This is a genomic window from Sorangium sp. So ce1036, from assembly GCF_051369805.1.
Lineage (GTDB): Bacteria > Myxococcota_A > Polyangia > Polyangiales > Polyangiaceae > Sorangium > Sorangium cellulosum_F.
The window spans coordinates 8,170,544-8,192,190 of sequence record NZ_JBBMOX010000001.1 but is presented as its reverse complement, the minus strand read 5'-3'; the positions used below and the strand labels follow the sequence as shown (position 1 = coordinate 8,192,190).

The 21,647-nt window shown below is 70.8% G+C and carries 25 protein-coding genes; 18 read left to right on the top strand and 7 right to left on the bottom strand.

The window, feature by feature from the left end; translation table 11 throughout:
• Nucleotides 1-234: 234 nt before the first annotated feature.
• On the bottom strand, nt 235-1,080 hold the full coding sequence (locus tag WMF31_RS30815; protein WP_436605371.1) for an AraC family transcriptional regulator: 846 nt from the start codon (nt 1,078-1,080) through the stop codon (nt 235-237).
• A gap of 255 nt (nt 1,081-1,335) precedes the next feature.
• Here WMF31_RS30815 and WMF31_RS30810 point away from each other — a divergent pair, with 255 nt between their 5' ends.
• Nucleotides 1,336-2,076 carry an O-methyltransferase gene (locus WMF31_RS30810; RefSeq protein ID WP_129345973.1) on the top strand — a complete coding sequence of 247 codons (741 nt, stop codon included), beginning with the start codon at nt 1,336-1,338 and terminating at the stop codon, nt 2,074-2,076.
• Here WMF31_RS30810 and WMF31_RS30805 read toward each other — a convergent pair.
• A complete protein-coding gene (locus WMF31_RS30805) occupies nt 2,042-2,176 on the bottom strand; it encodes a hypothetical protein (protein WP_275938703.1) in 135 nt (44 codons plus the stop codon). The two genes, WMF31_RS30810 and WMF31_RS30805, sit on opposite strands and share 35 nt — an antisense overlap.
• 269 nt (nt 2,177-2,445) lie before the next feature.
• Here WMF31_RS30805 and WMF31_RS30800 point away from each other — a divergent pair, with 269 nt between their 5' ends.
• Nucleotides 2,446-2,880 (top strand): YciI family protein, encoded by a 435-nt coding sequence (locus WMF31_RS30800; RefSeq protein ID WP_129345975.1) that lies wholly within the window; start codon nt 2,446-2,448, stop codon nt 2,878-2,880.
• 77 nt (nt 2,881-2,957) lie between these two features.
• Here WMF31_RS30800 and WMF31_RS30795 read toward each other — a convergent pair whose 3' ends face one another.
• Both WMF31_RS30795 and WMF31_RS30790 read right to left on the bottom strand, forming a co-directional pair.
• A complete protein-coding gene (locus WMF31_RS30795) occupies nt 2,958-3,452 on the bottom strand; it encodes a DUF421 domain-containing protein (protein WP_436605370.1) in 495 nt (164 codons plus the stop codon).
• 31 nt (nt 3,453-3,483) lie between these two features.
• Nucleotides 3,484-3,963 carry a nucleoside deaminase gene (locus WMF31_RS30790; RefSeq protein WP_436605369.1) on the bottom strand — a complete coding sequence of 160 codons (480 nt, stop codon included), beginning with the start codon at nt 3,961-3,963 and terminating at the stop codon, nt 3,484-3,486.
• Between the two features lie 225 nt (nt 3,964-4,188).
• Between WMF31_RS30790 and WMF31_RS30785 the strand changes: the two genes are divergently transcribed.
• From WMF31_RS30785 to WMF31_RS30770, 4 genes are read left to right on the top strand one after another with little or no spacing between them, the layout of a single operon-like run.
• The gene (locus WMF31_RS30785; protein ID WP_436605368.1) at nt 4,189-4,536 is read left to right on the top strand and encodes an ArsR/SmtB family transcription factor; all 348 of its coding nucleotides are present in this window, start codon (nt 4,189-4,191) and stop codon (nt 4,534-4,536) included.
• A gap of 58 nt (nt 4,537-4,594) precedes the next feature.
• Nucleotides 4,595-5,713 carry an ACR3 family arsenite efflux transporter gene (arsB, locus tag WMF31_RS30780; protein ID WP_436605367.1) on the top strand — a complete coding sequence of 373 codons (1,119 nt, stop codon included), beginning with the start codon at nt 4,595-4,597 and terminating at the stop codon, nt 5,711-5,713.
• Between the two features lie 5 nt (nt 5,714-5,718).
• Nucleotides 5,719-6,159: an arsenate reductase ArsC gene (locus tag WMF31_RS30775; RefSeq protein ID WP_436605366.1), complete on the top strand. Its 441-nt coding sequence runs from the start codon at nt 5,719-5,721 to the stop codon at nt 6,157-6,159.
• 51 nt (nt 6,160-6,210) lie between these two features.
• Nucleotides 6,211-7,035 carry an arsenite methyltransferase gene (locus tag WMF31_RS30770; protein WP_436605365.1) on the top strand — a complete coding sequence of 275 codons (825 nt, stop codon included), beginning with the start codon at nt 6,211-6,213 and terminating at the stop codon, nt 7,033-7,035.
• A 60-nt stretch (nt 7,036-7,095) separates the two neighbouring features.
• Here WMF31_RS30770 and xylA read toward each other — a convergent pair whose 3' ends face one another.
• Nucleotides 7,096-8,427: a xylose isomerase gene (xylA, locus tag WMF31_RS30765; RefSeq protein WP_436605364.1), complete on the bottom strand. Its 1,332-nt coding sequence runs from the start codon at nt 8,425-8,427 to the stop codon at nt 7,096-7,098.
• Nucleotides 8,428-10,064: 1,637 nt separating this feature from the next.
• Between xylA and mbhE the strand changes: the two genes are divergently transcribed.
• The 12 genes from mbhE (at nt 10,065) to WMF31_RS30705 (ending at nt 19,636) form a co-directional block, all read left to right on the top strand.
• Nucleotides 10,065-12,347, top strand: coding sequence for a hydrogen gas-evolving membrane-bound hydrogenase subunit E (mbhE, locus tag WMF31_RS30760; protein ID WP_436605363.1), 2,283 nt, complete (start codon nt 10,065-10,067; stop codon nt 12,345-12,347).
• Complete coding sequence (locus WMF31_RS30755) at nt 12,344-12,754, top strand: Na+/H+ antiporter subunit B (protein WP_129345993.1); 411 nt, start codon at nt 12,344-12,346, stop codon at nt 12,752-12,754. Before mbhE ends, WMF31_RS30755 begins: the two co-directional genes overlap by 4 nt.
• A 2-nt stretch (nt 12,755-12,756) precedes the next feature.
• A complete protein-coding gene (locus WMF31_RS30750) occupies nt 12,757-13,092 on the top strand; it encodes an NADH-quinone oxidoreductase subunit K (protein WP_129345995.1) in 336 nt (111 codons plus the stop codon).
• Entirely contained in the window at nt 13,092-14,570 is a 1,479-nt protein-coding gene (locus tag WMF31_RS30745) for a proton-conducting transporter transmembrane domain-containing protein (protein ID WP_436605362.1), read from the top strand. Before WMF31_RS30750 ends, WMF31_RS30745 begins: the two co-directional genes overlap by 1 nt.
• A 3-nt stretch (nt 14,571-14,573) precedes the next feature.
• Nucleotides 14,574-15,044, top strand: coding sequence for a Na+/H+ antiporter subunit E (locus tag WMF31_RS30740; protein ID WP_129345999.1), 471 nt, complete (start codon nt 14,574-14,576; stop codon nt 15,042-15,044).
• 13 nt (nt 15,045-15,057) lie between these two features.
• Entirely contained in the window at nt 15,058-15,324 is a 267-nt protein-coding gene (locus tag WMF31_RS30735) for a monovalent cation/H+ antiporter complex subunit F (protein ID WP_436605361.1), read from the top strand.
• Nucleotides 15,294-15,686, top strand: a complete 393-nt coding sequence (gene mnhG, locus WMF31_RS30730) for a monovalent cation/H(+) antiporter subunit G (RefSeq protein ID WP_436605360.1) — start codon at nt 15,294-15,296, stop codon at nt 15,684-15,686. Before WMF31_RS30735 ends, mnhG begins: the two co-directional genes overlap by 31 nt.
• Before the next feature lie 171 nt (nt 15,687-15,857).
• Complete coding sequence (locus tag WMF31_RS30725; RefSeq protein WP_436605359.1) at nt 15,858-16,019, top strand: hypothetical protein; 162 nt, start codon at nt 15,858-15,860, stop codon at nt 16,017-16,019.
• A gap of 1 nt (nt 16,020) precedes the next feature.
• A complete protein-coding gene (locus WMF31_RS30720) occupies nt 16,021-17,589 on the top strand; it encodes an FAD-dependent oxidoreductase (protein ID WP_436605358.1) in 1,569 nt (522 codons plus the stop codon).
• 7 nt (nt 17,590-17,596) lie between these two features.
• On the top strand, nt 17,597-18,763 hold the full coding sequence (locus WMF31_RS30715; RefSeq protein ID WP_436605357.1) for a polysaccharide pyruvyl transferase family protein: 1,167 nt from the start codon (nt 17,597-17,599) through the stop codon (nt 18,761-18,763).
• A 104-nt stretch (nt 18,764-18,867) separates the two neighbouring features.
• The gene (locus WMF31_RS30710; protein ID WP_436605356.1) at nt 18,868-19,284 is read left to right on the top strand and encodes a DUF488 domain-containing protein; all 417 of its coding nucleotides are present in this window, start codon (nt 18,868-18,870) and stop codon (nt 19,282-19,284) included.
• Nucleotides 19,285-19,315: 31 nt separating this feature from the next.
• A complete protein-coding gene (locus WMF31_RS30705) occupies nt 19,316-19,636 on the top strand; it encodes a hypothetical protein (protein ID WP_436605355.1) in 321 nt (106 codons plus the stop codon).
• A 92-nt stretch (nt 19,637-19,728) separates the two neighbouring features.
• On the opposite strand, the gene WMF31_RS30700 is transcribed toward WMF31_RS30705, so the two are convergent.
• Together WMF31_RS30700 and WMF31_RS30695 are read right to left on the bottom strand one after the other, a co-directional pair.
• Nucleotides 19,729-20,265, bottom strand: coding sequence for a GNAT family N-acetyltransferase (locus WMF31_RS30700; protein WP_436605354.1), 537 nt, complete (start codon nt 20,263-20,265; stop codon nt 19,729-19,731).
• On the bottom strand, nt 20,262-21,509 hold the full coding sequence (locus tag WMF31_RS30695) for a hypothetical protein (RefSeq protein WP_436605353.1): 1,248 nt from the start codon (nt 21,507-21,509) through the stop codon (nt 20,262-20,264). Before WMF31_RS30695 ends, WMF31_RS30700 begins: the two co-directional genes overlap by 4 nt.
• Nucleotides 21,510-21,647: the final 138 nt, after the last annotated feature.

The window sequence follows — 21,647 nt, the reverse complement described above, 5'->3', positions numbered from 1 at the left end:
GATCACAGCAATGCCAGCCGCGAGCGGCTCCGCCGCGGTAGGCCGCGTCACCTCGATCCCCCTCGTCCCCGGCATCGGCCACATCATGCCAAGAGAGGCCGGCAGCGGAGCCGAGCGCATGGACGGTAGACCCGAGCTGGGTGACCGTGCGGCGCTGGTCGACGACCCGGCGGCGCGTCGGAGCGCCCAGCGTCCGAGAGACATCGAGTTGCACGGTGGCGCCCGTGGCGCACATCAAGCAAGCGTGGCCAGGCGGCTCGCCATGTACCGCGCGGGCGACGCCCCGAGCGCTTTGCGAAACATGGTCACGAAGCTGCTCGCGCTCTCGTAGCCGAGGTCCCGCGCCACGCTCTGCACGGTCGCGCCGCGGGAGAGCTTCTGGATGGCCAGGATGATGTGGAGCTGCTGGCGCCAGCGGCCGAAGCTCAAGCCCGTCTCCTCGACCAGGAGACGGTTCAAGGTGCGCTCGCTGACGCCGATTCGCCTCGCCCACGCCTTCGTCGTCGCGCCGCTCGCCGGATCGGCGGTCATCGCATCCACCAGACGACGGAGCCGCGGATCGATCGGCATCGGCAACCGATGCTTCTCGATCGAGACCGTCGCGAGCTCGTCGAGGAGCACGCTCATGAGGCGCGCGTCCGGTCCCTCGAGATCGTAGAGCGCGGGGCGCGTCGCGAGGCGCAGCAAGAGCTCGCGGAAGAGCGGCGTCACCGACACCGCGCAGCAATCCTGCGGCAGGTTCGGCGCCGCGCCGGGCTCGACGAAGACGCAGTAGCCCTCGAGCGGCGCGCGCGCGCGGATCCGGTGCGTCACCGACGCGGGGATCCACAGCGCCGATCGCGGCGGCACGATCCAGAGAGCGCTCGACGCCTCGCAGATCATCTCTCCGCGCACCAGGTACACGAGCTGCGATTCGCGGTGCGCGTGAGGCTCGCTCTCGAGCCCACCGCTCGCCATGCTGAGCCCGATCGCGTTCGCCGGCCGCGCGACCGCGGTCCTCCAGCGCCCACGCGCATCGAGCACGAAACGGCTCGCGAGCGACTCGAACGACGCCGCCGCGCCGCGGGGCTCGTTCGCCACCTGGACGTCTCCGTGAACCGTCCAGCCCGTCGGATGCGCAATCCGGGGCGCCCTCGAGCCCCGCCGCCTCGCTGCCATGTCCGTTTTGATAAATAAATTGTCCTGATTGCGCAATGCGGTCGACGGCGTCGACTGCTACGTTCTCCTCGACGCCGCCGCCCTCACCAATGCTCCGGTGTTCCGCGCTGGAGGCAATGCCTGCGAGGAGGGCGAGTGAACGCTCCGAGAACGTGTGTCCTTGACCCGAGGCCGACCATGAAGTCCGATCCCATCGCCGTCCTGCCCGATGAACGGGTGCGCGCCGTGCTGCGGCGCCTCCACGACGAGGCCGACCGGCAGGTGCCGGGTGTCCTCCTCCACTTGCTGCCGAAGCTGCCGCGGATGCTCCTCGGCCGCCGCGTCGACGCTGCGGGCACGGAGCTCGACTTCGCCGACAAGTACCTCGCGCTCGGGCGCGACCAGGGCGCCTTCTGCTACCTGACGGCGCGGGCGCTCCGCGCCAGGACGATCGTCGAGTTCGGCACGTCCTTCGGCGTCTCGACGCTGTGGCTGGCGGCGGCGGTGCGCGACAACGGAGGCGGCCGCGTCATCGGCACCGAGCTCGTGCCGGAGAAGGCGCGGCGCGCGCAGGCGAACCTGGAGGAGGCGGGGCTCGCGTCCTTCGCCGAGATCCGCGTGGGGGACGCGACGGAGACGCTGCGGGCGGACCTCGGCGAGGTGGACTTCATGCTCAACGATGGGTTTCCCCTGCGGGCGCTCGACGTGCTGAAGCTCGTCGCCTCGGCCCTGCGTCCGGGCGCCGTGGTGGTGACCGACAACGTCGGTGTCTTCAAGGCCGATTATCGCGACTACGTCGCCTACGTGCGTGATCCGCGCCACGGCTTCGCGTCGATGACGGTGCCCTTCCGCTCGGGCACCGAGTACTCGGTTCGACAGCCGGCGCGCCCGGGCGAGCGCGGCGTCAGGCCGACAGCGCCTCGGCCATGTGATCCATGAACGCGCGGATGCGGTTCACGTTCTTCAGCTCGGGGAGCGTGAGCAGCCAGAGGTCGCGGTCGTATGCCGGGTCGATCGGGCCGATGCGCGCGCCCGGCACGTTCGCCGCCAGCCACGCGTCGAGCCGCTCATCGTGGTCCTGGCCACCCGGTGGAAGCCGCGCCCCGCGAGCGAGGCGCGGGCCCGAGGCCCCGGCGCCCCGCGGACGAGCGGCGCCACATAGCCTGTTGATTTTACTGCAAGTTCGCCAAGAATGGCGACCCGGCCGGAGAGCACTTCCTCGGCCGGATCGATCTCGTAAAACGTCACACGTCGCCTGTGTGAACAACCCCACCGGCGTCCCCGGCGCCCCAGCGAAAGGACACGACGATGAAGGTCATGGTGATCGTGAAGGCAACGAAGAACAGCGAGGCGGGCGTCATGCCGAGCGAGGAGCTCCTGACCGCGATGGGCAGGTACAACGAGGAGCTCGTCAAGGCCGGCGTCATGGTCGCGGGCGACGGCCTCCACCCGAGCGCGAAGGGCAAGCGCGTCCGGTTCTCCGGGAACCAGCGCAGCGTCATCGACGGTCCGTTCACCGAGACGAAGGAGCTCATCGCCGGCTACTGGATCTGGCAGGTCCGGTCGATGGAGGAGGCCGTCGCGTGGGCGCGTCGCTGCCCCGATCCGATGCCGGGCGAGGAGGCCGAGCTCGAGCTCCGCCCGATCTTCGAGGCGGACGACTTCGGCGAGGCGCTCACCCCGGAGCTCCGCGCGCAGGAGGAGCGCCTCCGCGCAGAGGTCGAGCGGCAGCAGAAGGCGTAGGCCGCGCGCGCGGCGTCGAGGACCGCGGCCAGCGAGCGCGGGCCGAACGCTCCGAGGCCATGGGTCGATGACCCGACTCACGCCTCGCCGTCCTGCGCACCCTGCCTCTTGACCACGCTGATCTCGCCGTCCGCCTCGAGGCAGGCAGAGCGCACCATGGCGAGGTCCGTGATCCCTTGCCTGCGGAGGGCCGCCTGCAATTCCTCCTCGGTGACCATCTCCCGGCGCATGTTCCCCCACTGCGGGCAGCCGTCTCGGACGAGGGTCGTCTGCCTGTCGCGCAGGCAACGCCGAAAGAAGGGGACGCGGAACTCCAGGAGGTCGATCACGTAGCCCCAGCCGACGATGAGCGCGATCATGAGCAAGATGTCCGCGGGCGAGGTCGATCCGCTCATGATGCCGTCGGCGGCCAGACCGCCGATGAGAATGAGGGCGAGCATGTCGTTCGGTGAGAGATGTCCGGTGCGTCGCTTGGGGATGAGGCGGATCACGACGACGAGGGCGAAATAGATGAGCGTCGTGCGCGAGGCGATCTCCCAGAGAGGCTTGGAGAAACCAAAGATCCCTTCCATGGGCGTCCTCCCGCCGGTACGGCCACGCGCGTCAGCGCGCGGCGTGGAAGCGCCGGTGCAGATGGCGAACCTCGTCCGCGAGGCTCTCGACGGGCCCTTCCACGGGCAGCCCCGGAACGATGTCGGGGATCGGCAGGCATCGCACCGGAGGAGCCGGTAGGCCCCACCCGGCGAGCCAGCCGGCCAGCTGGGCCGAAGAGCTCGCGTACACGATGCGGCCGAGCTGGACCCAGCCATGGGCCGCGGCGCACATGGGACAGTGCTCGGTCGAGGTGAAGACCGTCGCCGCGGCGCGCTCGTCGGGAGCGAGGTTCGCGGCCGCCCAGCGCGCCAGCGCGAGCTCCGGATGGCTGGTCGGATCGCCGCCGCCCACGCGGTTGTGATCCTCGGCGAGGACCGTCCCATCCGCCGCGACCAGCACGGAGCCGAACGGCTCGTTGCCGGTCTCCAGCGCCAGCGCCGCGAGCTCGACGCAGCGGCGCAGGTGTCGCATCTCGGTATCGCTCGGCATGGTCGTCTCCTTCGGGGGCACGGGAGTCCCGCTTCGTTCGCGCTGGCGGGGCCCTCGCAAGAAAGGGACCGACCAGGAGCCCTCGGTGATCGCGTGCTCGGCCTTGACCCCGCTCGCCTTCCTCCGCACCAGCAGGGGCGGAGGAAGGCACCCAGGGCGCCCCTGGCGTGCCCGATCGCCGGCGTCCTTGACCGAGCGGCACGGAACGCATATCGTCAATCTACGATGAAGCCAGCCTCCCAGGCCGCCGGCCCCTGCTGTCCGCCCGCGGACGAGCAGGCGGATCTGCGACCCATCGAGGGCGACGAGGCCGACGAGGAGCTCGCCGGCCTTGCGAAGGCCCTCGGGCACCCGGCGCGCGTGAAGATCCTCCGCATCCTGGCGCGCAAGGACGCGTGCATCTGCGGCGACCTCGTGGACGAGCTGCCGCTCGCCCAGTCCACCGTCTCGCAGCACCTGAAGGTGCTCAAGGACGCCGGCCTCATCCGGGGCCAGGTCGACGGGCCCCGCGTCTGCTACTGCATCGAGCCCCGCGCGCTCCGGCGCCTGAAGGCGCTGGTCGGGGGGCTCTGAGGGGCCTCGCTCGCCCGGGTTATCGTTTATCTACGATTTGCGATTGGATCCAAGGACCATGACCAGAAGGACCGGCGTCGCCGGCAAGCTCTCGTTTCTCGACCGCTACCTCACGCTGTGGATCTTCGCGGCGATGGGGCTCGGCGTCGCGCTCGGCTCCCTCTCGCCGGGGTTCACGGCGGCGTTCGACCGGATGAGCGTCGGCACGACCTCCATCCCCATCGCGCTCGGTCTCATCCTCATGATGTATCCGCCGCTCGCGAAGGTGCGTTACGAGGAGCTGGGGCAGGTCTTCCGCAACCCGCGCGTGCTGGCCCTCTCCCTCGTCCAGAACTGGGTCATCGGCCCTGTCTTGATGTTCGGGCTCGCCGTCGTCTTCCTGCGCGACAGGCCCGAGTACATGCTCGGCCTCATCCTCATCGGGCTCGCCCGCTGCATCGCGATGGTCATCGTCTGGAACGACCTCGCGAAGGGGGACACCGAGTACTGCGCGGGGCTCGTCGCGTTCAACTCGATCTTCCAGGTGCTGTTCTTCTCGGTCTACGCGTACTTCTTCGCGACGCTCCTGCCGACCTGGCTCGGGCTCGAGGGCGCCGTCGTGAACATCACGATCGGCGAGATCGCGCAGAGCGTCGCCATTTACCTCGGAGTCCCGTTCGCGGCCGGCTTCCTCACGCGCCGCGCCCTCGTCCGCCTGAGGGGGCGAGACTGGTACGAGCGGCGCTTTCTGCCGCGCATCGGCCCCATCACGCTCGTCTCGCTGCTCTTCACGATCGTGGTGATGTTCTCGCTGAAGGGCGAGGCCATCGTCGAGCTGCCGCTCGACGTGCTCCGCATCGCCGCCCCGCTGCTCGTCTACTTCGTGGTGATGTTCGCGGTCTCGTTGTTCATGAGCAAGCGCGTGGGCGCCGGCTACAAGCAGTCCGCCACGCTCTCGTTCACGGCCGCCTCCAACAACTTCGAGCTCGCCATCGCCGTGGCCATCGCGAGCTTCGGCATCCACAGCGGGGCCGCCTTCGCCGCGGTGATCGGGCCGCTCGTCGAGGTGCCGGTCCTCATCGGCCTCGTGCACGTCGCGCTGTGGGCGCAGAAGCGCTTTTTCCCGGACACCCCGCTCGAGGTCGCCGCGCCCGCGTGCGCGGCCGAGGGCGCCTCACCGTCCGCATCGAAGGGTTGAATTCCATGAGCAACGAGCTCAAGAGCATTCTTTTCCTTTGCGTCGCGAACTCCGCGCGCAGCCAGATGGCCGAGGGGCTCGGCCGCATGATCTTCGGCGACCGGGTCCCCGTGCAGAGCGCCGGCAGCGAGCCCTCGGTGGTCAACCCGTACGCGATCGAGGTGATGCGCGAGCTGGGCGTGGACCTCACGACGCACCGCTCGAAGTCGGTGCACACGGTCGACCCCGCGGCGGTGGGCACGGTCATCACGCTGTGCGCCGAGGAGGTCTGCCCGGTGTTCCTCGGGGAGGCGCGGCGCCTCCACTGGCCGATCCCGGACCCCGCGAGCAAGGACCCCTCGATCCCGCGCGAGGAGATGCTCCGGCGCTTCCGCGCGGCGCGCGATACGATCCGCGGCATGCTGGAGCGCTTCGCGCGGGAGTATCTCGTGAAATCGCTCCGGTGACCTGCGTCCATCTCGCGAGGTCCCCGTCTTGATCGGCAGGAGGTTGCCAGGATGAACGAACAGACGAAGGATGACGTCCGCGCCGCCGTGCGCGAGCAGTACGGGAACATCGCGCGGTCCACCGCCGGCGCGGGCTGCGCGCCGGGGTGTTGCGGCCCGCGCGCGGAGGCGAGCCTCAAGCTCGGGTACTCGGCCGACGAGCTCGCGGCGGTCCCGGAGGGCGCGAACCTGGGGCTCGGCTGCGGCAACCCGCAGGCGATCGCCGCGCTCAAGGAGGGTGAGACGGTCCTCGACCTCGGCGCGGGAGGCGGCTTCGACTGCTTCCTCGCGGCGAAGCAGGTGGGCCCCACGGGGCGCGTCATCGGCGTCGACATGACGGCCGACATGGTCGCGAAGGCGCGGGCGAACGCGCAGAAGATCGAGGCGAGGAACGTCGAGTTCAGGCTCGGGGAGATCGAGCACCTGCCGGTCGCCGACGGCACCGTCGACGTCATCCTGTCCAACTGCGTGATCAACCTGAGCCCCGACAAGGGCGCCGTCTTCCAGGAGGCGTTCCGCGTGCTGAAGCCGGGCGGCCGACTCGCCATCTCGGACGTGGTGTGCACGAAGCCGCTCCCGGAGGCGCTCGCCAGCGACGTCGCCGCGCTCACCGGCTGCGTGTCGGGCGCCGCCAGCGTCGAGACCCTCCGCGCGCTCCTCCGCGCGGCGGGGTTCGAGGGCATCCAGGTCCATGTGAAGGAAGAGAGCCGCGAGTTCATCCGCGACTGGTTGCCCGGGTCGGGCGTCGAGGACCACGTCGCGTCGGCGACGATCGAGGCGGTGAAGCCGGGCGGGGAGCCGTGCTGTGGACCCGCCTGCTGCGCGCCGGAGGCCTAGGCGTGATCACAGCCGGGCTCGCGACGGCGTCGCCCGGCTGTCGTCCCGCGGTCGCTCGGCTCAGCGAATCCAGCGGTTGACGATGTTCTCGTACAGCTCCTGCTGACCGCTCGTGAGCTTGACCTCGCCGCCGGCGTTGCCGATCTCGGCGAGCTGCTCCAGCGTCAGCTTGCCCTGCTCGAACTCCGCGCCCTTGCCGCTGTCGAACGACGCGTAACGCGCCTTGCGCATCGACTCGAGCGGCGACTTGCGGAGCAGGTCATCGGCGATGAGGAGCGAGCGAGCGAACACGTCCATCCCGCCGATGTGTCCGTGGAAGGTGTCGATGAGATCCGTCGAGTTGCGGCGGCGCTTGGCGTCGAAGTTGACGCCGCCGCCCTGGAGCCCGCCGCTGCGGAGCAGGATGAGCATCATCTCCACCGTCTCGTTGATGCTGTAGGGGAACTGATCGGTGTCCCACGCGTTCTGGTAGTCGCCGCGGTTCGCGTCGATGCTGCCGAGCATGCCGGCGTCCGCGGCCACCTGCATCTCGTGATCCATGGTGTGGCCGGCGAGCGTCGCGTGGTTCGTCTCCAGGTTGAGCTTGAAGTCCTTGTCCAGGCCGTGCTGACGCAAGAACCCGATCACGGTCTCGGCGTCGAAGTCGTACTGGTGCTTGGACGGCTCCATCGGCTTGGGCTCGATGAAGAAGGTGCCCTTGAAGCCGCGCGCTCGCGCGTAGTCGCGGGCCATGGTCAAGAAGCGAGCGAAATGCTCCTTCTCGCGCTTCATGTCCGTGTTCAGCAGGCTCATGTACCCCTCGCGGCCGCCCCAGAACACGTAGTTCTCACCGTTCAGCGCGATGGTCGCGTCGAGGGCGTCCTTGAGCTGGGCGCCGGCGTAGGCCACCACGGAGAAGTCCGGGTTCGTGGAGGCGCCGTTCATGTAGCGCGGGTTGGAGAACAGGTTCGCCGTGCCCCACAGCAGCTTGACGCCCGACTGGGCCTGCTTCTGCTTGGCGTACTCGACGATGCTCTGGAGACGGCGCGACGTCTCGGCGCGGCTCTCGCCCTCTTCCACCAGGTCGATGTCATGGAAGCAGTAGTGCGTCGCGCCCAGCTTGGTGATGAACTCGAAGCTCGCGTCCATCTTCATGCGAGCACGGGTGAGCGGGTCCTTGCCCTCGTCCCAGGGGAAGTTGATCGTCCCCGGGCCGAACGGATCGTGCCCACGACCGCAGAAGGTGTGCCAGTAACACACGGCAAACTTGAAGTGGTCCTTCATGGGCTTGCCAGCCACGACGCGGTTGGCGTCGTACCACTTGAAGGCGAGGGGGTTGTCGGACTCAGGCCCCTCGTAGGGAATCTTGCCAACACCGGGGAAGTACTCTTTGTCTCCAGTTACGACGGTCATGAGCGAATCTCCAGCTCGTGGTTTGCGTGTGCCTTAGTTCGGAGGGCGCCTTCGACAGTGTCCGCGAGGTGAACCCCAGGGGTCAGGCGTCGGGGTCAGGGCGGAGTCAGCCTCTCCACGTCCAGGTTGTGGGCCTTTGAGGACGCTGAGGTTCTTGTGGCTTCGACTCTCGTTATGTAAGACATCTTACTAAGGTGGCCAGCTGCACGCATGGTGGAATTGGCCGGATAGCAATATCATGTAGACGGGTCGGAGGCTAGGCAGTCAGCTGGCAAGGCGCCCTGCCGCTCGCTGTACCTGGCTGCGCCGCGTCGACATCCCCGCATGGACGCTCCGCGCGGCCCGACCGCGGCTGCCTGCGCTGTCCTCGCTGAACCGCCGCGCTGAATCCGCTGAGGTGCTCGTGCTGTCGCACCCTTATACAGCAACGTGGTACTTCAGCGTACGCTCGCGCAGGCGCCGCGCTCGCTTACCAGGTCAGCGCGTTCGTGTCAACGCTCGTCAGGGACCGCGTGAGTGGCTCCGCGAGGCGCTCGATGACTGCTGCCGCGTCGCCCTCGGTGCGGGCGGGTGGGTCGTGTCGTGCGAGCCGCGCGCGGCCGGCAAGCTCCCCGATGGGGGCTGCGGGGAGCTGAGCGCTCGGGCGCGGCAGGCCTGGCGAGCTGGACTCCACCTCGAGCGGCGCTCGTCCCGACCGATGTTCCTTCCGGGGCCCCGGTCGGCGGTCCATCGTCGGGCGACCCGTCGCCTCGGCGAGCGACGGAGCTGGAGCGGACATTCACGATGACGATCCCGGTGACGATGGGGCCGAGTCCAGACACCGCGGCGAGATCCAGGGAACGCCGAATCACCACGTGACCCACCATCGAGTTGCCGTCGATGCCGAATCCGCTCCAGGCGGGAGAGCACGACTGCGGGAAGTTGCCCCGGATCAGCAGAAGGACCGCCATGGCGCCAACGACGCCAAGGAGAGCGGGGAAGGGTTGTCGCTCCATTTTCCCTTCTACTTCCCTGGCTTCCTGGTGCCCTTGGCGTCACGGCGGTTCGCCTCTCGGCCCGACTTCCCGGAGCGGCGATAGGCGATCACGACGGCAAGGATCTTCGTCGAGGATCTCCTCTGAGGATCTCCTCGAGGAGGCGCCCTGCGGCGCGCGGCCCCGATGGCCGCGCGATCGCCGTCCCCGCGAGGAGCTCCAGGCGAAGGTCTGGGTCGAGCCGATGACCGGGAGCGGGCCGTGGTGCGGCGCCCGTCGAGCCTCCTCGCGCGCAGCTGCGAACGGCTGAACGCGCCCGGCCCTCGCGGGCCCCTGGGCCAGCGCGAGATCGAGGCGCAGAAGGCGAGAGGGCTCGCGGGCCGCTGCTCACCAGCCCGCCGATCCAGCGATTCGTCGACCCGGAGGACATCGCGGCGCTCGCGGTGTCTCCGACGTCGGGTGCCGCGAGACCGCGCTCCGGCCAGCCCTTCGCCGTCGGCGGCGCCTCGCCGCCGCCGCGCGGGACCTGGGCGCCCTCGTTCACGGAAGGACCGTGGGGGTCGGCACAAAAAGCGCGGCGCGCGCGAGCAACTCCGGCGAGGAAGGCGCGGAGCTGACGCGAAATCTCGCTCTTCCACAACTTTTGCGCCATAGAGGGCGGCAATGGCCGCCATCATCCTGACGACCCTGGCATTGTGCCCGGTCGCCGCCTGGCTCGGACGGCGACGCGCCCGCTGGGCCCGGCTCCTGGCGCTCTGGCCGCTCGCCGTGACGATCTGGCTCGCGCTCGCCTTCGGCTCGGTGCTCGACGGCGACATTCGCGTCGAGACGCTCGAGTGGATCCCGCGGCTCGGGCTCTCGCCGTCGTTCCGGCTCGACGGGCTGAGTGGCCTGTTCGCGCTGCTGATCAGCGGCATCGGGACAGGCATCGTCTTCTACGCGGCGCACTACTTCGACGATCATCCGTACAGCGGGCGATTCCAGGCGACGCTCTTCGCCTTCATGGCGGCCATGCTCGGGGTCGTCCTGACCGACAACGGGCTCGCGCTCTTCGTCTTTTGGGAGCTCACCGGGTTCACGTCGTACCTGCTCATCGGCTTCGAGCACGAGAAGCCCGAGGCGCGCCGCGCCGCGCTCCAGGCGCTGCTCGTGACGGGCGCCGGCGGGCTCGCGCTCCTCGCCGGCGCGGTCCTCCTGGCAAACGCGACCGGGAGCCCGTCGCTCCTCGCCGGCGCGGGGGACCCGGCCCGCCTGCGCGAGCACGATCTGTATCTCCCCATCGTGCTTTGCTTCCTGCTCGCCGCGTTCACGAAGTCGGCGCAGTTCCCGTTCCAGTTCTGGCTCCCGAACGCGATGGCCGCGCCGACGCCGGTCAGCGCGTACCTGCACTCGGCGGCGATGGTGAACGCGGGCGTCTACCTCGTGGCGCGGATGACGCCGGCGCTCGGCGGCACCCCGTGGTGGACCACGCCGATCGTCGTCGTCGCGGGCCTGACGATGCTCGGCGGCGCCGCGCGCGCGGTGCGCGAGATCGATCTGAAGAAGATCCTGGCTTTCACGACCATCAGCGCGCTCGGCACGATGATGCTCCTCCTCGCTCTCGGCACGCCGGCGTGCATCGCCGCGGGCCTCCTCTATCTCGTCTCGCACGCCCTCTACAAAGGCACGCTGTTCCTCGTGACGGGCATCGTCGATCACGAGGCGGGGACGCGCGACGTGACGAGGCTCTCGGGGCTCGGCCGCGCCATGCCGTTCACGGCCGCGGCGGGGGCGCTCGCGGCCGCCTCCATGGCCGGGCTCCCTCCCTTCCTCGGCTTCCTCGCCAAGGAGCAGGCGTACACGGCGGTGCTCGATCAGCCGCTGCTCCCCCCCGCGCTCCTCGCCGTGCTCGTCGTCACGAGCGCGCTGCTCGGCGCGGGGGGCCTCCTGGCCGGCTTCGGCCCCTTCTTCGCGGGCGCGCGCGGCGTGCCGCCCGGCGTGCACGAGGCGCCGCCCGGGCTCTGGCTCGCCCCGCTCGTGCTCGGCGCCCTCTCGCTCTCGGGCGTCGCCGGCGCGTGGGGGGCCGGGCCGCTCCGCGCCGCCGCCACGGCGGCCGCGGGCGCGCCGGTCTCGGTCGAGCCGTCGCTCTGGCACGGCTTCACGCTCCCGCTCCTCGCGAGCGCCGTGACGCTGGCGGCGACGCTGCTCGCCTACCGGCTCCGCGAGCGGTGGCGGCGCGTGGCCTGGCCCGAGCGCCTCGGGACCGAGCGCCTCTACGACGGCGCGCTCCGGATCCTCGACGCGATCAGCGAGCGCCTGGCGCCGCCCCTGCAGGACGCCTCGCTCCCGGCCTACGTGCTGAACTTCATCGTGACGACGACCGTGCTTGTCGGCGGGACCCTCGCGCTGACGGTGGGCGGCCTCGAGCCGCGCGGCCTGCTCGCGCCCCGGATCCACGAGGTGCTCGTCGTCGTGCTCATCGTGGTGGCCGCGCTCTCGGCGGTCCGCGCGAAGACCACGATGACCGCCGTGCTCTCGCTCGGCACGGCGGGCTACGGCGTCGCGCTCACCTTCGCGCTGTACGGCGCGCCCGATCTCGCCATGACGCAGTTCGCGGTGGAGACGCTGACCGCCGTCATCTTCGTCTACGTGTTCTGGCAGTTCCCGCAGGTCGTCGAGCGGAGCACCCGGCGCATCCGGGTGCGCGACGGCCTGATCTCGCTCGCGTGCGGGACGATGGTCGCCGTCCTCACGTTCGGCGCCGCGGTGAACCCGACGAGCTCCCGGCTGCGCGACTTCTACGCCGAGGCGGCGCCGGCGCTCGCGCACGGTCGCAACGTGGTCAACGTGATCCTGGTCGATTTCCGGGCGCTCGACACGCTCGGGGAGATCACGGTGCTCGTGACGGCGGCCGTCGGCGTGGGCGCGCTCCTCCGCATCGCGGCGGCCGAGAGGGCGGCGCGATGAGCTCGCTCATCTTCCGGGCCGCCGCGCGCGTGCTCATGCCGCTCCTGCTCGTCTTCGCGATGTTCCTGCTGCTGCGCGGGCACAACGAGCCGGGCGGGGGCTTCGTGGCGGGGCTGGTCGTCGCCGTGGCCTTCGTGCTGCGCGTGCTCGCCGAGGGCACGCCGGCGGCGGAGGCGGCGCTGCTCGTGCACCCGAGGAGGCTGCTCGCCGCGGGCCTCTTGCTCGCGCTCGGGAGCGGCCTCGTGCCGGTCGCGCTGGGGCGCGCGTTCCTGACCGCGTGCTGGACCGAGATCGGGCCGCCCGAGTGGCGGCTGCTCGTCGGCACGCCGCTCACCTTCGACGTCGGTGTCTGCTTCGTGGTCATCGGCGTGGTGCTGACCATGACCTTCGACCTCTCAAAGGACTGATCATGGAGTTGCTGCTCGCCGTCACCGCCGGCTCGCTCTACGCCGCGGGGCTCTATCTCCTGCTGCGCCGCCGGCTGGCGCAGCTCATCGTCGGCCTCGGCCTCCTGACGAACGGCACGAACATCCTGATCTTCACCTCGGGCGGGCTGACGCGCGCGATCCCGCCCGTGGTGCCGGAGGGCGCGGACGCGCTCCACCCGCCGTTCGCCGATCCGGTCCCGCAGTCGCTCATCCTCACGGCGATCGTGATCGGCTTCGGCGTCCTCGCGTTCGCGCTCGTGCTCGCGCACCAGGTCCACCGGACGAGCGGCAGCGACGACATCGGAGACGCGGGTTGATGGCCTCGAGCCTGATCCTCCCGATCGCCACGCCCATGTTCACGGGCGCGGTGCTGCTCCTCGTCTCCGACACGCGGCGGCAGCGCTGGCTCGCGCTCCTCGGCGCTCTGGGCCTCCTCGCCTCCGCGATCGCCGTCGCGGCCCGGGTGGCCACGGGGGGCATCCAGGTGCTCCGGGCCGGGTCGTGGGCCGCGCCCTTCGGCATCACGCTCGTGGCCGATCGCCTCACGGCCGTGCTGCTCGTGGCCGTCGGCGTCGTGGGCGTCGCCACGACCGCGTACGCGTTCGCGGGGCTCGATCCTCGTCGCGAGTCGGTGGGGTACCACCCCGTGATGATGGTGCTGCTGATGGGCGTCTCCGGCGCCTTCCTCACCGGCGATCTCTTCAACCTGTACGTGTGGTTCGAGGTGATGCTCGTCGCCTCGTTCGTGCTGATGGCGCTGTATCGCAACCGGATGCAGGTGCGCGCGGCGTTCACCTACGTGACGCTGAACCTGCTCGCCTCGACGATCCTCCTCACGGCGCTCGGGCTGCTCTACGGCAGCGCCGGCACCCTGAACATGGCGGATCTCTCGCAGCGGTGGTCGACCGGGGCGCTGCCGAAGCTGCACATCTCCATGGCCGCGCTCTTCTTCACGGCGTTCGGCATCAAGGCCGCGCTCTTCCCCTGGTTCTCCTGGCTGCCGGCGTCGTACCACGCGCCGCCGGCCGCCGTGAGCGCCATCTTCGCCGGGCTCCTGACGAAGGTGGGCGTGTACTCGATGTTCCGGGTGTTCACGCTCCTGTTCCGGGACGTGCACCCCGCGGGCCCCACGCTCGTGCTGGCGCTGTCCCTCGTGACCATGGTGATCGGCGTCACCTGCGCGCTCACGCAGCGCGACCTCCGGCGCGTGCTGTCCTTCAACCTCGTCGGCCACATCGGCTACACGACGATGGGGCTCGGCCTCGCGACGCCGCTCGGGCTCTCGGGGGCCTTGCTCTACGTGATCCATCACATCCTGGCGATCACGAACCTCTACCTCATCGCCGGCATCTTCCTGCGCGTGCGGCGCTCGAGCGAGCTCGATCGGCTGGGCTCGCTGTACCGCGCGCACCCGTACGCCGCGATGCTCGCCCTCGTGCCGATGTTCGCGCTCGCGGGCGTGCCGCCGCTCTCCGGATCGATCGCGAAGATCGCGCTCGTGCAGGCCGCGTTCGAGGCCGGGGCGTACTGGGCCGGCGCCATCGCGCTGTTCGTCGGGCTCCTCAGCGTGCTCTCCATCGCGCGCGCGTGGGGCGAGGCGTTCTGGAAGCCCGCGCCCGAGGAGCCGGCGCCCGCGAGGCCCATCTGGCAGCAGCTGCTGCCGATCGGCGGGCTCACGGCGCTCACCCTGGCGTTCACCGTGGCGGCCGACCCGCTGGTCGCGCTCACGTCGGCCATCGCGATGGACCTGCTCGAGCCCGACGCCTACGTGCGCGCGGTGCTGGACGGAGGCTGAAGGATGCTCGTCGCCAACCTCCTCCTCGCGATGACCTGGGCGGCGCTCCAGGGCGAGTTCTCGCTCACGAACCTCGTCATCGGCTACCTGCTCGGCTACGTCGTGCTGGCGGCGCTCGCGCGCGGCGGCGTGCTCCCCTCGACGTACCGGAAGAAGGTGCGCGCCGTCCTCTCGCTCGCCGGCTTCCTCTTCTGGGCCTTCATCGCCGCGAACATCCGGATGGCGATCGACGTCGTCCGCTCGCGGAGCCACCTCTCGCCGGGCATCGTCCGCGTGCCGCTCGACGCCCGCAACGACTACGAGATCCTCATGCTCGTCACGATCATCAACCTCACGCCGGGGACGATCGCGGTGGACGTCACCAGCGACCGGACCGCCCTCTTCCTGCACGTCATGCACGTCACCTCGCCGGACGCCGTGCGCGCGGAGATCAAGGAGTCGTTCGAGCGGCGCGTCCTCGAGATCATGCGCTGAAAGGAGGCACGACGTGCTCTACACCGTGATGCAGATCGTCCTCGTCATCCTCGCCATCTCGCTCCTCATCACGTTCGTGCGCCTGTGGCGCGGCCCCACCTTGCCGGACCGCATCGTCGCGATGGATCTCGTCGCCGTGCTGACGGTCGGCATCATCGTGGCGACGACGGCGGGCACGGGGCAACGCGGGCTGCTCGACGCCGCCAGCCTGATCGCGCTCGTCGGGTTCATGGGGACGGTCGCCTACACATGGTACGTGCTGAAGGCGGGGTCGCGGTGATCGTCCTCCAGTGGCTCACGGCGCTCCTCTTGCTCCTGGGCGCGATCCTCGGCTTCCTCGCGGCCGTGGGCGTCCTGCGCTTCCCCGACACGCTCGTCCGCATGCAGGCCTCCTCCAAGGCATCGACGCTCGGCCTCGCGTGCCTGCTCGCCGGCACGGCGCTCCAGTTCCCGGAGGTCTCCGTCATCATCCGGCTCGGCAGCATCGCGGCCTTCGTCATGCTCACCGCGCCGCTCACGGCGCACATCATCGCGCGCGTCACCTTGCACCGCAGGACGCCGCTCTGGGAGCACACGGTCCTCAACGAGCACGAGCCGGATCAGTGCGCCTCGGAGGACGAGGGCGCGAACGCCCGAGGCTGAGCGCGGAGATCCAGGAGGGGGGCCGGCTCGCCCGGACGCGGCTGAGCCTCGACCAGGCCCACGGACGAGCGGCCCTCGCCGCGCCACGCTGTGCCGAACCAGCACAGAGCGCGCGCTGCCTGGCCTGGTTCTTGAATGGCTCTCGCGGGTGGACATCCAGCGAGGAGCGAGATGCCGCGCGAGATCCGCCACGTGAGCACCCCCGTATCCGGGGCGCCGCACGAGCTCGATCGACAGGTCGTCCGCGCGCTCCGGCGGTCCGACGCGCGCGCCGCGCGCGCCGCCGAGGGCGCTCCGCTGGAGCCCGGGGCGCCTTTGACCCTGTGGAGATGACGTGGAAGCGCTTCGAACCGACGTCGCCATCATCGGGGGGGGACTGGGCGCCTGCGCGGCGGCGCTCGCCGCCGCGCGGCTGGGGTACCGCGTCCTCCTCACGGAAGAGACCCACTGGATCGGCGGGCAGCTCACGAACCAGGCGGTCCCGCCGGACGAGCACCGGTGGATCGAGGACTTCGGCGCCACGGCCAGCTACCGGGCCCTGAGGAGGGGGATCCGCGACTACTACCGCGCTCACCTGCCGCTCACGGCCGAGGCCCGCGCGCGCGAGGCGCTGAACCCCGGCAACGGATGGGTGAGCCGGCTGTGCCACGATCCGAGAGTCGCGGTCGCGGTGCTGCACCAGATGATGATTCCACACCAGCTCAGCGGCCGCCTGGTCGTGATGCTCCCGCACCGGCCGATCGCGGCCTGGACGCATGGGGACCGGATCACCGGGATCGTGGTGAGAGGCATCGAGTCGGGGCGCGATGTCCTGATCGAGGCCCCGTTCTTCATCGACGCGACGCCGTACGGCGACCTGCTCGATCTGGCCAGCGTGGAGCACGTGCTGGGCGCCGAGTCACGCGCCGAGACGGGGGAGCCGCACGCGGCCGAACGGGCGGACCCGAAGGCCCAGCAGGCCATCACGGTGTGCTTCGCGATGGAGCACCTGCCCGGCGAGGACCGCACCATCGACAGGCCCCGGCAGTACGCGCTGTGGCGCGATCTCCGCCCGCCGGGCTGGCCGGGGCCCCTCTTGAGCTGGACCACGATGCGGCCCGAGACGCACGAGCCGCTGACGCGCTTCCTGTTCGAGGCCGAGGACGGCCACCCCTGGTGGCCGTTTCGCCGGATCCTCGACCGCACGAACTTCGAGGAGGGGTTCGCTCGGAGCGACATCACCGTGGTGAACTGGCCGCAGAACGATTACTGGTTCGGCCCCATCGTCGGCGTCGAGCCGGCCGAGCGCGCGCACAACCTGGACGCGGCCAGGCAGCTCAGCCTCAGCCTGCTCTACTGGCTCCAGACGGAGGCGCCCCGCCCCGACGGGGGCGTCGGCTACCCCGGGCTCCAGCTCCGCGGCGACGTCGTCGGCGGCACGCCCGACGGGCTCGCGCCGGCGCCCTACGTGAGAGAGTCGCGACGGCTGCGGGCGGAGCTCACGGTGCTCGAGCAGCACATCGCCTACCCGCTCCGGCCGGACGGCCCGGAGCTGTTCGAGGACTCGGTGGGGATTGGCAGCTACCGGATCGATCTCCACCCGCGGGTCGGCGGCGCGGGCTACCTCGACACGGGCTGCTGGCCCTTCCAGATCCCGCTCGGGGCGATGATCCCGGTGCGCGTGGAGAACTTGCTGCCGGGCGGGAAGAACCTCGGCGTAACGCACATCACCAACGGCGCCTACCGCCTGCATCCGGTCGAGTGGACCGTGGGAGAGGTCGCTGGAGCCCTCGCGGCGTTCTGCCTCGAGAGGAAGCTGACGCCGAGGGCCGTCCGGAATCGCCGAGCGTCTCTCGAGGCGTTTCAATCGTTGCTGCGGCGAGAGGGCGTCGAGCTCTCCTGGCCATCCCTCGCGCCCGTGTGAGGTGCTCATGGAAAACAGGCGGTTGCGGATCGGAATCTCGGGCTCCTACGGCGGCATGAACCTCGGCGACGAGGCGATCCTCGAGGGCATCCTGACCCAGCTCAGGGCGACGGTCCCCGCGGACATCACCGTCTATTCCAAGAACCCCGCGGACACGCTCGCCCGACACCGGGTCGAGCGCTCCATCTGCGCGGGCGCGCTGACCCGGAGGGAGATGGTCCCGGAGATCCAGCAGCTCGACCTCCTGATCCTCGGCGGGGGCGGCATCCTCTACGACCGCGACGCCGAGGACTACCTGCGGGAGGTGGTGATCGCGAACGAGCTCGACGTGCCGGTCATCCTCTACGCGATCAGCGCGGGCCCCCTCACGATGGGGTCGTCCAGGCGAGCCGTGCAGGAGGCGCTGAACGCCGCGCCCTCGATGGTCATCACGGTGCGCGACCGGCTCGGCTACCGGCTCCTCGAGGACGTGGGGGTGACGCAGGAGATCCACCTCACCGCCGACCCCGCGCTCCTCCTCGAGCCGGCCGAGCTGCCCATCGACGCCCTGAAGGCGGAAGGGGTCGAGCTCGATCTACCCCTGGTCGGCTTCTCGGTCCGGGAGCCTGGCCCCGCGGCGCCCGAGATCAACCCCGAGGAGTACTACGCGCTGCTCGCGAACGCGGCGGACTTCATCGTCGAGCGCTACGACGCCGAGGTCCTGTTCGTCCCCATGGAGAAGACCGATGTGCAGCACAGCCACGCGGTCGTCGCCCACATGCAGAACGCGGAGCGCGCCGAGATCCTGAGGCGTCGGTACTCGCCACGTCAGATCCTGGACCTCATGGGCCGCCTCGAGTTCGCGGTCGGCATGCGCCTCCACTTCCTGATTTTCGCGGCGCTGCGCGGCACCCCGTTCGCTGCGCTGCCGTACGCGTCGAAGGTGACCGGCCTGCTCGAGGATCTGAAGATGGCCACGCCGCCGCTCGGGAGCATCGGTATCGGCCAGCTCATCGCGCGGATCGACCGCTCCTGGGACACGCGCGCCGAGATCCGGGCGAGGATCGGCGAGCGGCTGTCCACGCTGCGCGCGAGGGCGCGTCGAACGAACGACCTCCTCCTCGATCTCCTCGAGACGCGCGCCGCGGGGAGGACCGGCGTGGCGGAGCCGGCCGGAGCCGCCGGCCCCCACTGAGGGCGCGGAGGAGCTCCGATGGAAGCCAGGTATGGGCGCCGGGCTGGGGCTCTACATCGCGAAGGAGGACTGGAGGAGCGCTGGAGGGTGGGGGACAATGCGGCATGGAAGACGACACGCCCGTGATCCGGACCAAGCGCGTCTACGATCCTCCGGCGCCCGGCGACGGCCGGCGCTTCCTGGTGGAGCGCCTGTGGCCGCGAGGCATCAAGAAGGAGGCCCTCGCGGCCGACGCGTGGATGAAGGACGTCGCGCCCAGCACCGAGCTCAGGAAATGGTTCGACCATCAGGTCGAGCGGTGGGAGGAGTTCGAGCGCAGGTACCGAGAGGAGCTGGACGCGAACCCGGGCGCGTGGGCGCCGATCCTCGAGGCCTGCGAGCGCGGCGCGGTGACCCTCCTCTACAGCGCACACGACACGGCCCACAACAGCGCGCTGGTCCTCCGCGACTACCTGGCCGAGCGAAGGACCGCGCGCCGCGCTGGCCGGCGCGCGGAGCGCGGCCATGATGTGCCGCGTTGATGCGACGCCGGCGCTGTGCGAAGGACGGTGAATGCGAAAGATCCATGTTGCTCTGGGCGTGAGCTCGTTGACGGACTCCATCGCGGATTACACGCAGCGCCTCTCGGCCCAGCCGCAAGTGATCGTGCCGGATCAATACGCGCTCTGGCGCACGGACGCGGTGAACTTCTCCATTCGTCAGGTCCCCGCCGGCGAGGCGCCGGGGCTGCGCCACCTGGGGTGGGAGGACGACGCCGCCGGCGCCTTCTCGGAGGCGCGGGACTGCAACGGCATCGTCTGGGAGGAGTTCGGTCCCGAGCAGCAGATGCAAGAGATCCTCGGGCTCTGGCCTCACGCCCAGATCAAGCGCTGACGCCGGGGTCGCCGCGAATCGCCCGGAGGAGCTCCCGACGCCCTCGCGCCCGAGGTGCCGGCCTGCTCGTCGAGGTTCGACGGAGCCGGCGCCTACTCGCCCGGAGAGGCGTCCTCCCGGACGCGGGCGTAGAGCAGGACGTCGCCCACCCGGCCTTCCTTGACCGCGTGGCGGCGCAACCGCCCCTCGAGGGTGTAGCCCGCCTTGACGAGCACCCGGGCGGAGGCGTCGTTCCAGTGGAAGACCCCCGCCTGGATGCGCTCGAGGCCGAGGTGCGCGAGGCCGTACCGCGTCATCGCGACGACCGCCTCGGTCGCGAGGCCGCGGCCCCGGAACGGCGCGCCGATCCAGTAGCCGAGCTCCGCGGTGTTCCGGTGCACGTCGTCGAACCGCTCGAGCCCGATCGCCCCGACCACCTCGCCGGTGACCTCGATCGCCAGGTTCCGCGCGGGGTCGTCCTGCTCCTCGCAGAACGCGATCCACGCCTCGGCGTCGGCGCGCGTGTACGGGTGCGGGAAGCGATCCCGGACGTTCTCCCAGATGCGGCGATCGTTCGCGTGCTTCGCGAGCGCGCCGGCGTCGGCCGGCGCCCAGGGGCGGATCGTGAGCGAGGGCAACTCGAGGATCATGGGCCCGTCTCCTCCGGTCGAGCCGCGTCGGCTCGATCCATGGATCGATCGAACAGCTTCACGAGCAGCTCCGAGCCGACGCCGGTCGCGATCATGCGCTCGCGGCGATCCGAGAGCAGCGCGCCGAGCCAGGGCAGGGCGCCGCCGTCGCCGGCCGGCAGCTCGAGGCCGTCGTCCCTGCGGAGGACGAGCTGGATGAACGGCCCGGCGTAGTACCCGAGCCCCTGCAGCCGCGCGAGGTCGTACACGATCTCGACCTCGGGCCGCGCGCGCGCGAGCGGCTCGGCCACCTCGGCGACCCAGCGCTCGGCGCGCGCGACGAGCCCAGGACCCAGGCCGAGCGCGCGCGCGGTCCCCACGAGATCCGCCGCGGCGCGCGGCAGCGCGACGCCGGCCTCGCGGAGGGCCGCCTCCTGGGAGCCGGGCTCGTGCGCCTTCGCCCGCCGCGCCATCGCGTCCGCGTCGAGGCCGCGCGCGCCGAGGCAGGCCCGGATCATGGACGTGTCGGACAGGACCACGCGCAGCCCCGCCGTCCGGAACCCCGAAGCCGGCAGCGCGCGGACCACGTCGGCCCAGACGAGCAGGTGCTCTAGCAGGGCCGCGCGCTCGCACGCCTCGTCGTCGCCCCGGCCCCGCGCGCGGACCGCCGTCAATAGGGCGAACAGCCGGAAGTGCGGCGTGAAGCCCGGCTGGGTGAGCGGCTGCATCCGCACGACGCGCTGGCTCGCGCAGAGCCGCAGCGGCTCGCCGCCCCGGGCCTCGCGCCGGCGCCGCGCCGCGTGGAGCCAGAGCCCCGTCGTCGGGTCCGCGGCGACCTCGGCGAAGCGCACCGCGGCGAGCACGTTGTTCGGCTCGATGCCCGCGCATGCCGTGGCGCCGAGCGGCACGACCGGCGCGAGGTCCACCGCCTCGAAGCGCGCCGCCGCCGCGAGCGCCGCCCCGTCGAACGCGTGCAGCCGCCGGGCGTCCGCGGTCGAGGCGTGGGTCAGAGGCGCCCGCTCGGCGTGCTCGAGCACGTCGGCCGGGCTCCTCCGCAGCGCGCGCTGTCGCAGGACGTGGAGCAGGAGCGTGGTCAGCGCGTTGCCCGGGAGGTCCTCCGCGAGCAGCCGATCGAGCGGCTGCCCCGCGTGCGCCGCGGCCACGCGGCGCGCGATGCGGGCCGAGAGCTCGTCCGTCTTGCTTCCTGCACCGGCCTGCCCCTGGCGGGCGATGGCCGGCGTCGCGCCATCATCGGTGGAAGGCATGTGGGGCCCCTCTTCGACAGGTACCGTGCCCTGGATCGGGCGCGCTGAAAAGCGCAGAACAGCGAGGCCGCCGCAGCATACCGCGGCTCGCCCAAGGGGTGACCCCTTGCTGGAGGAACGGGGCGAGGGGAGCCCCGG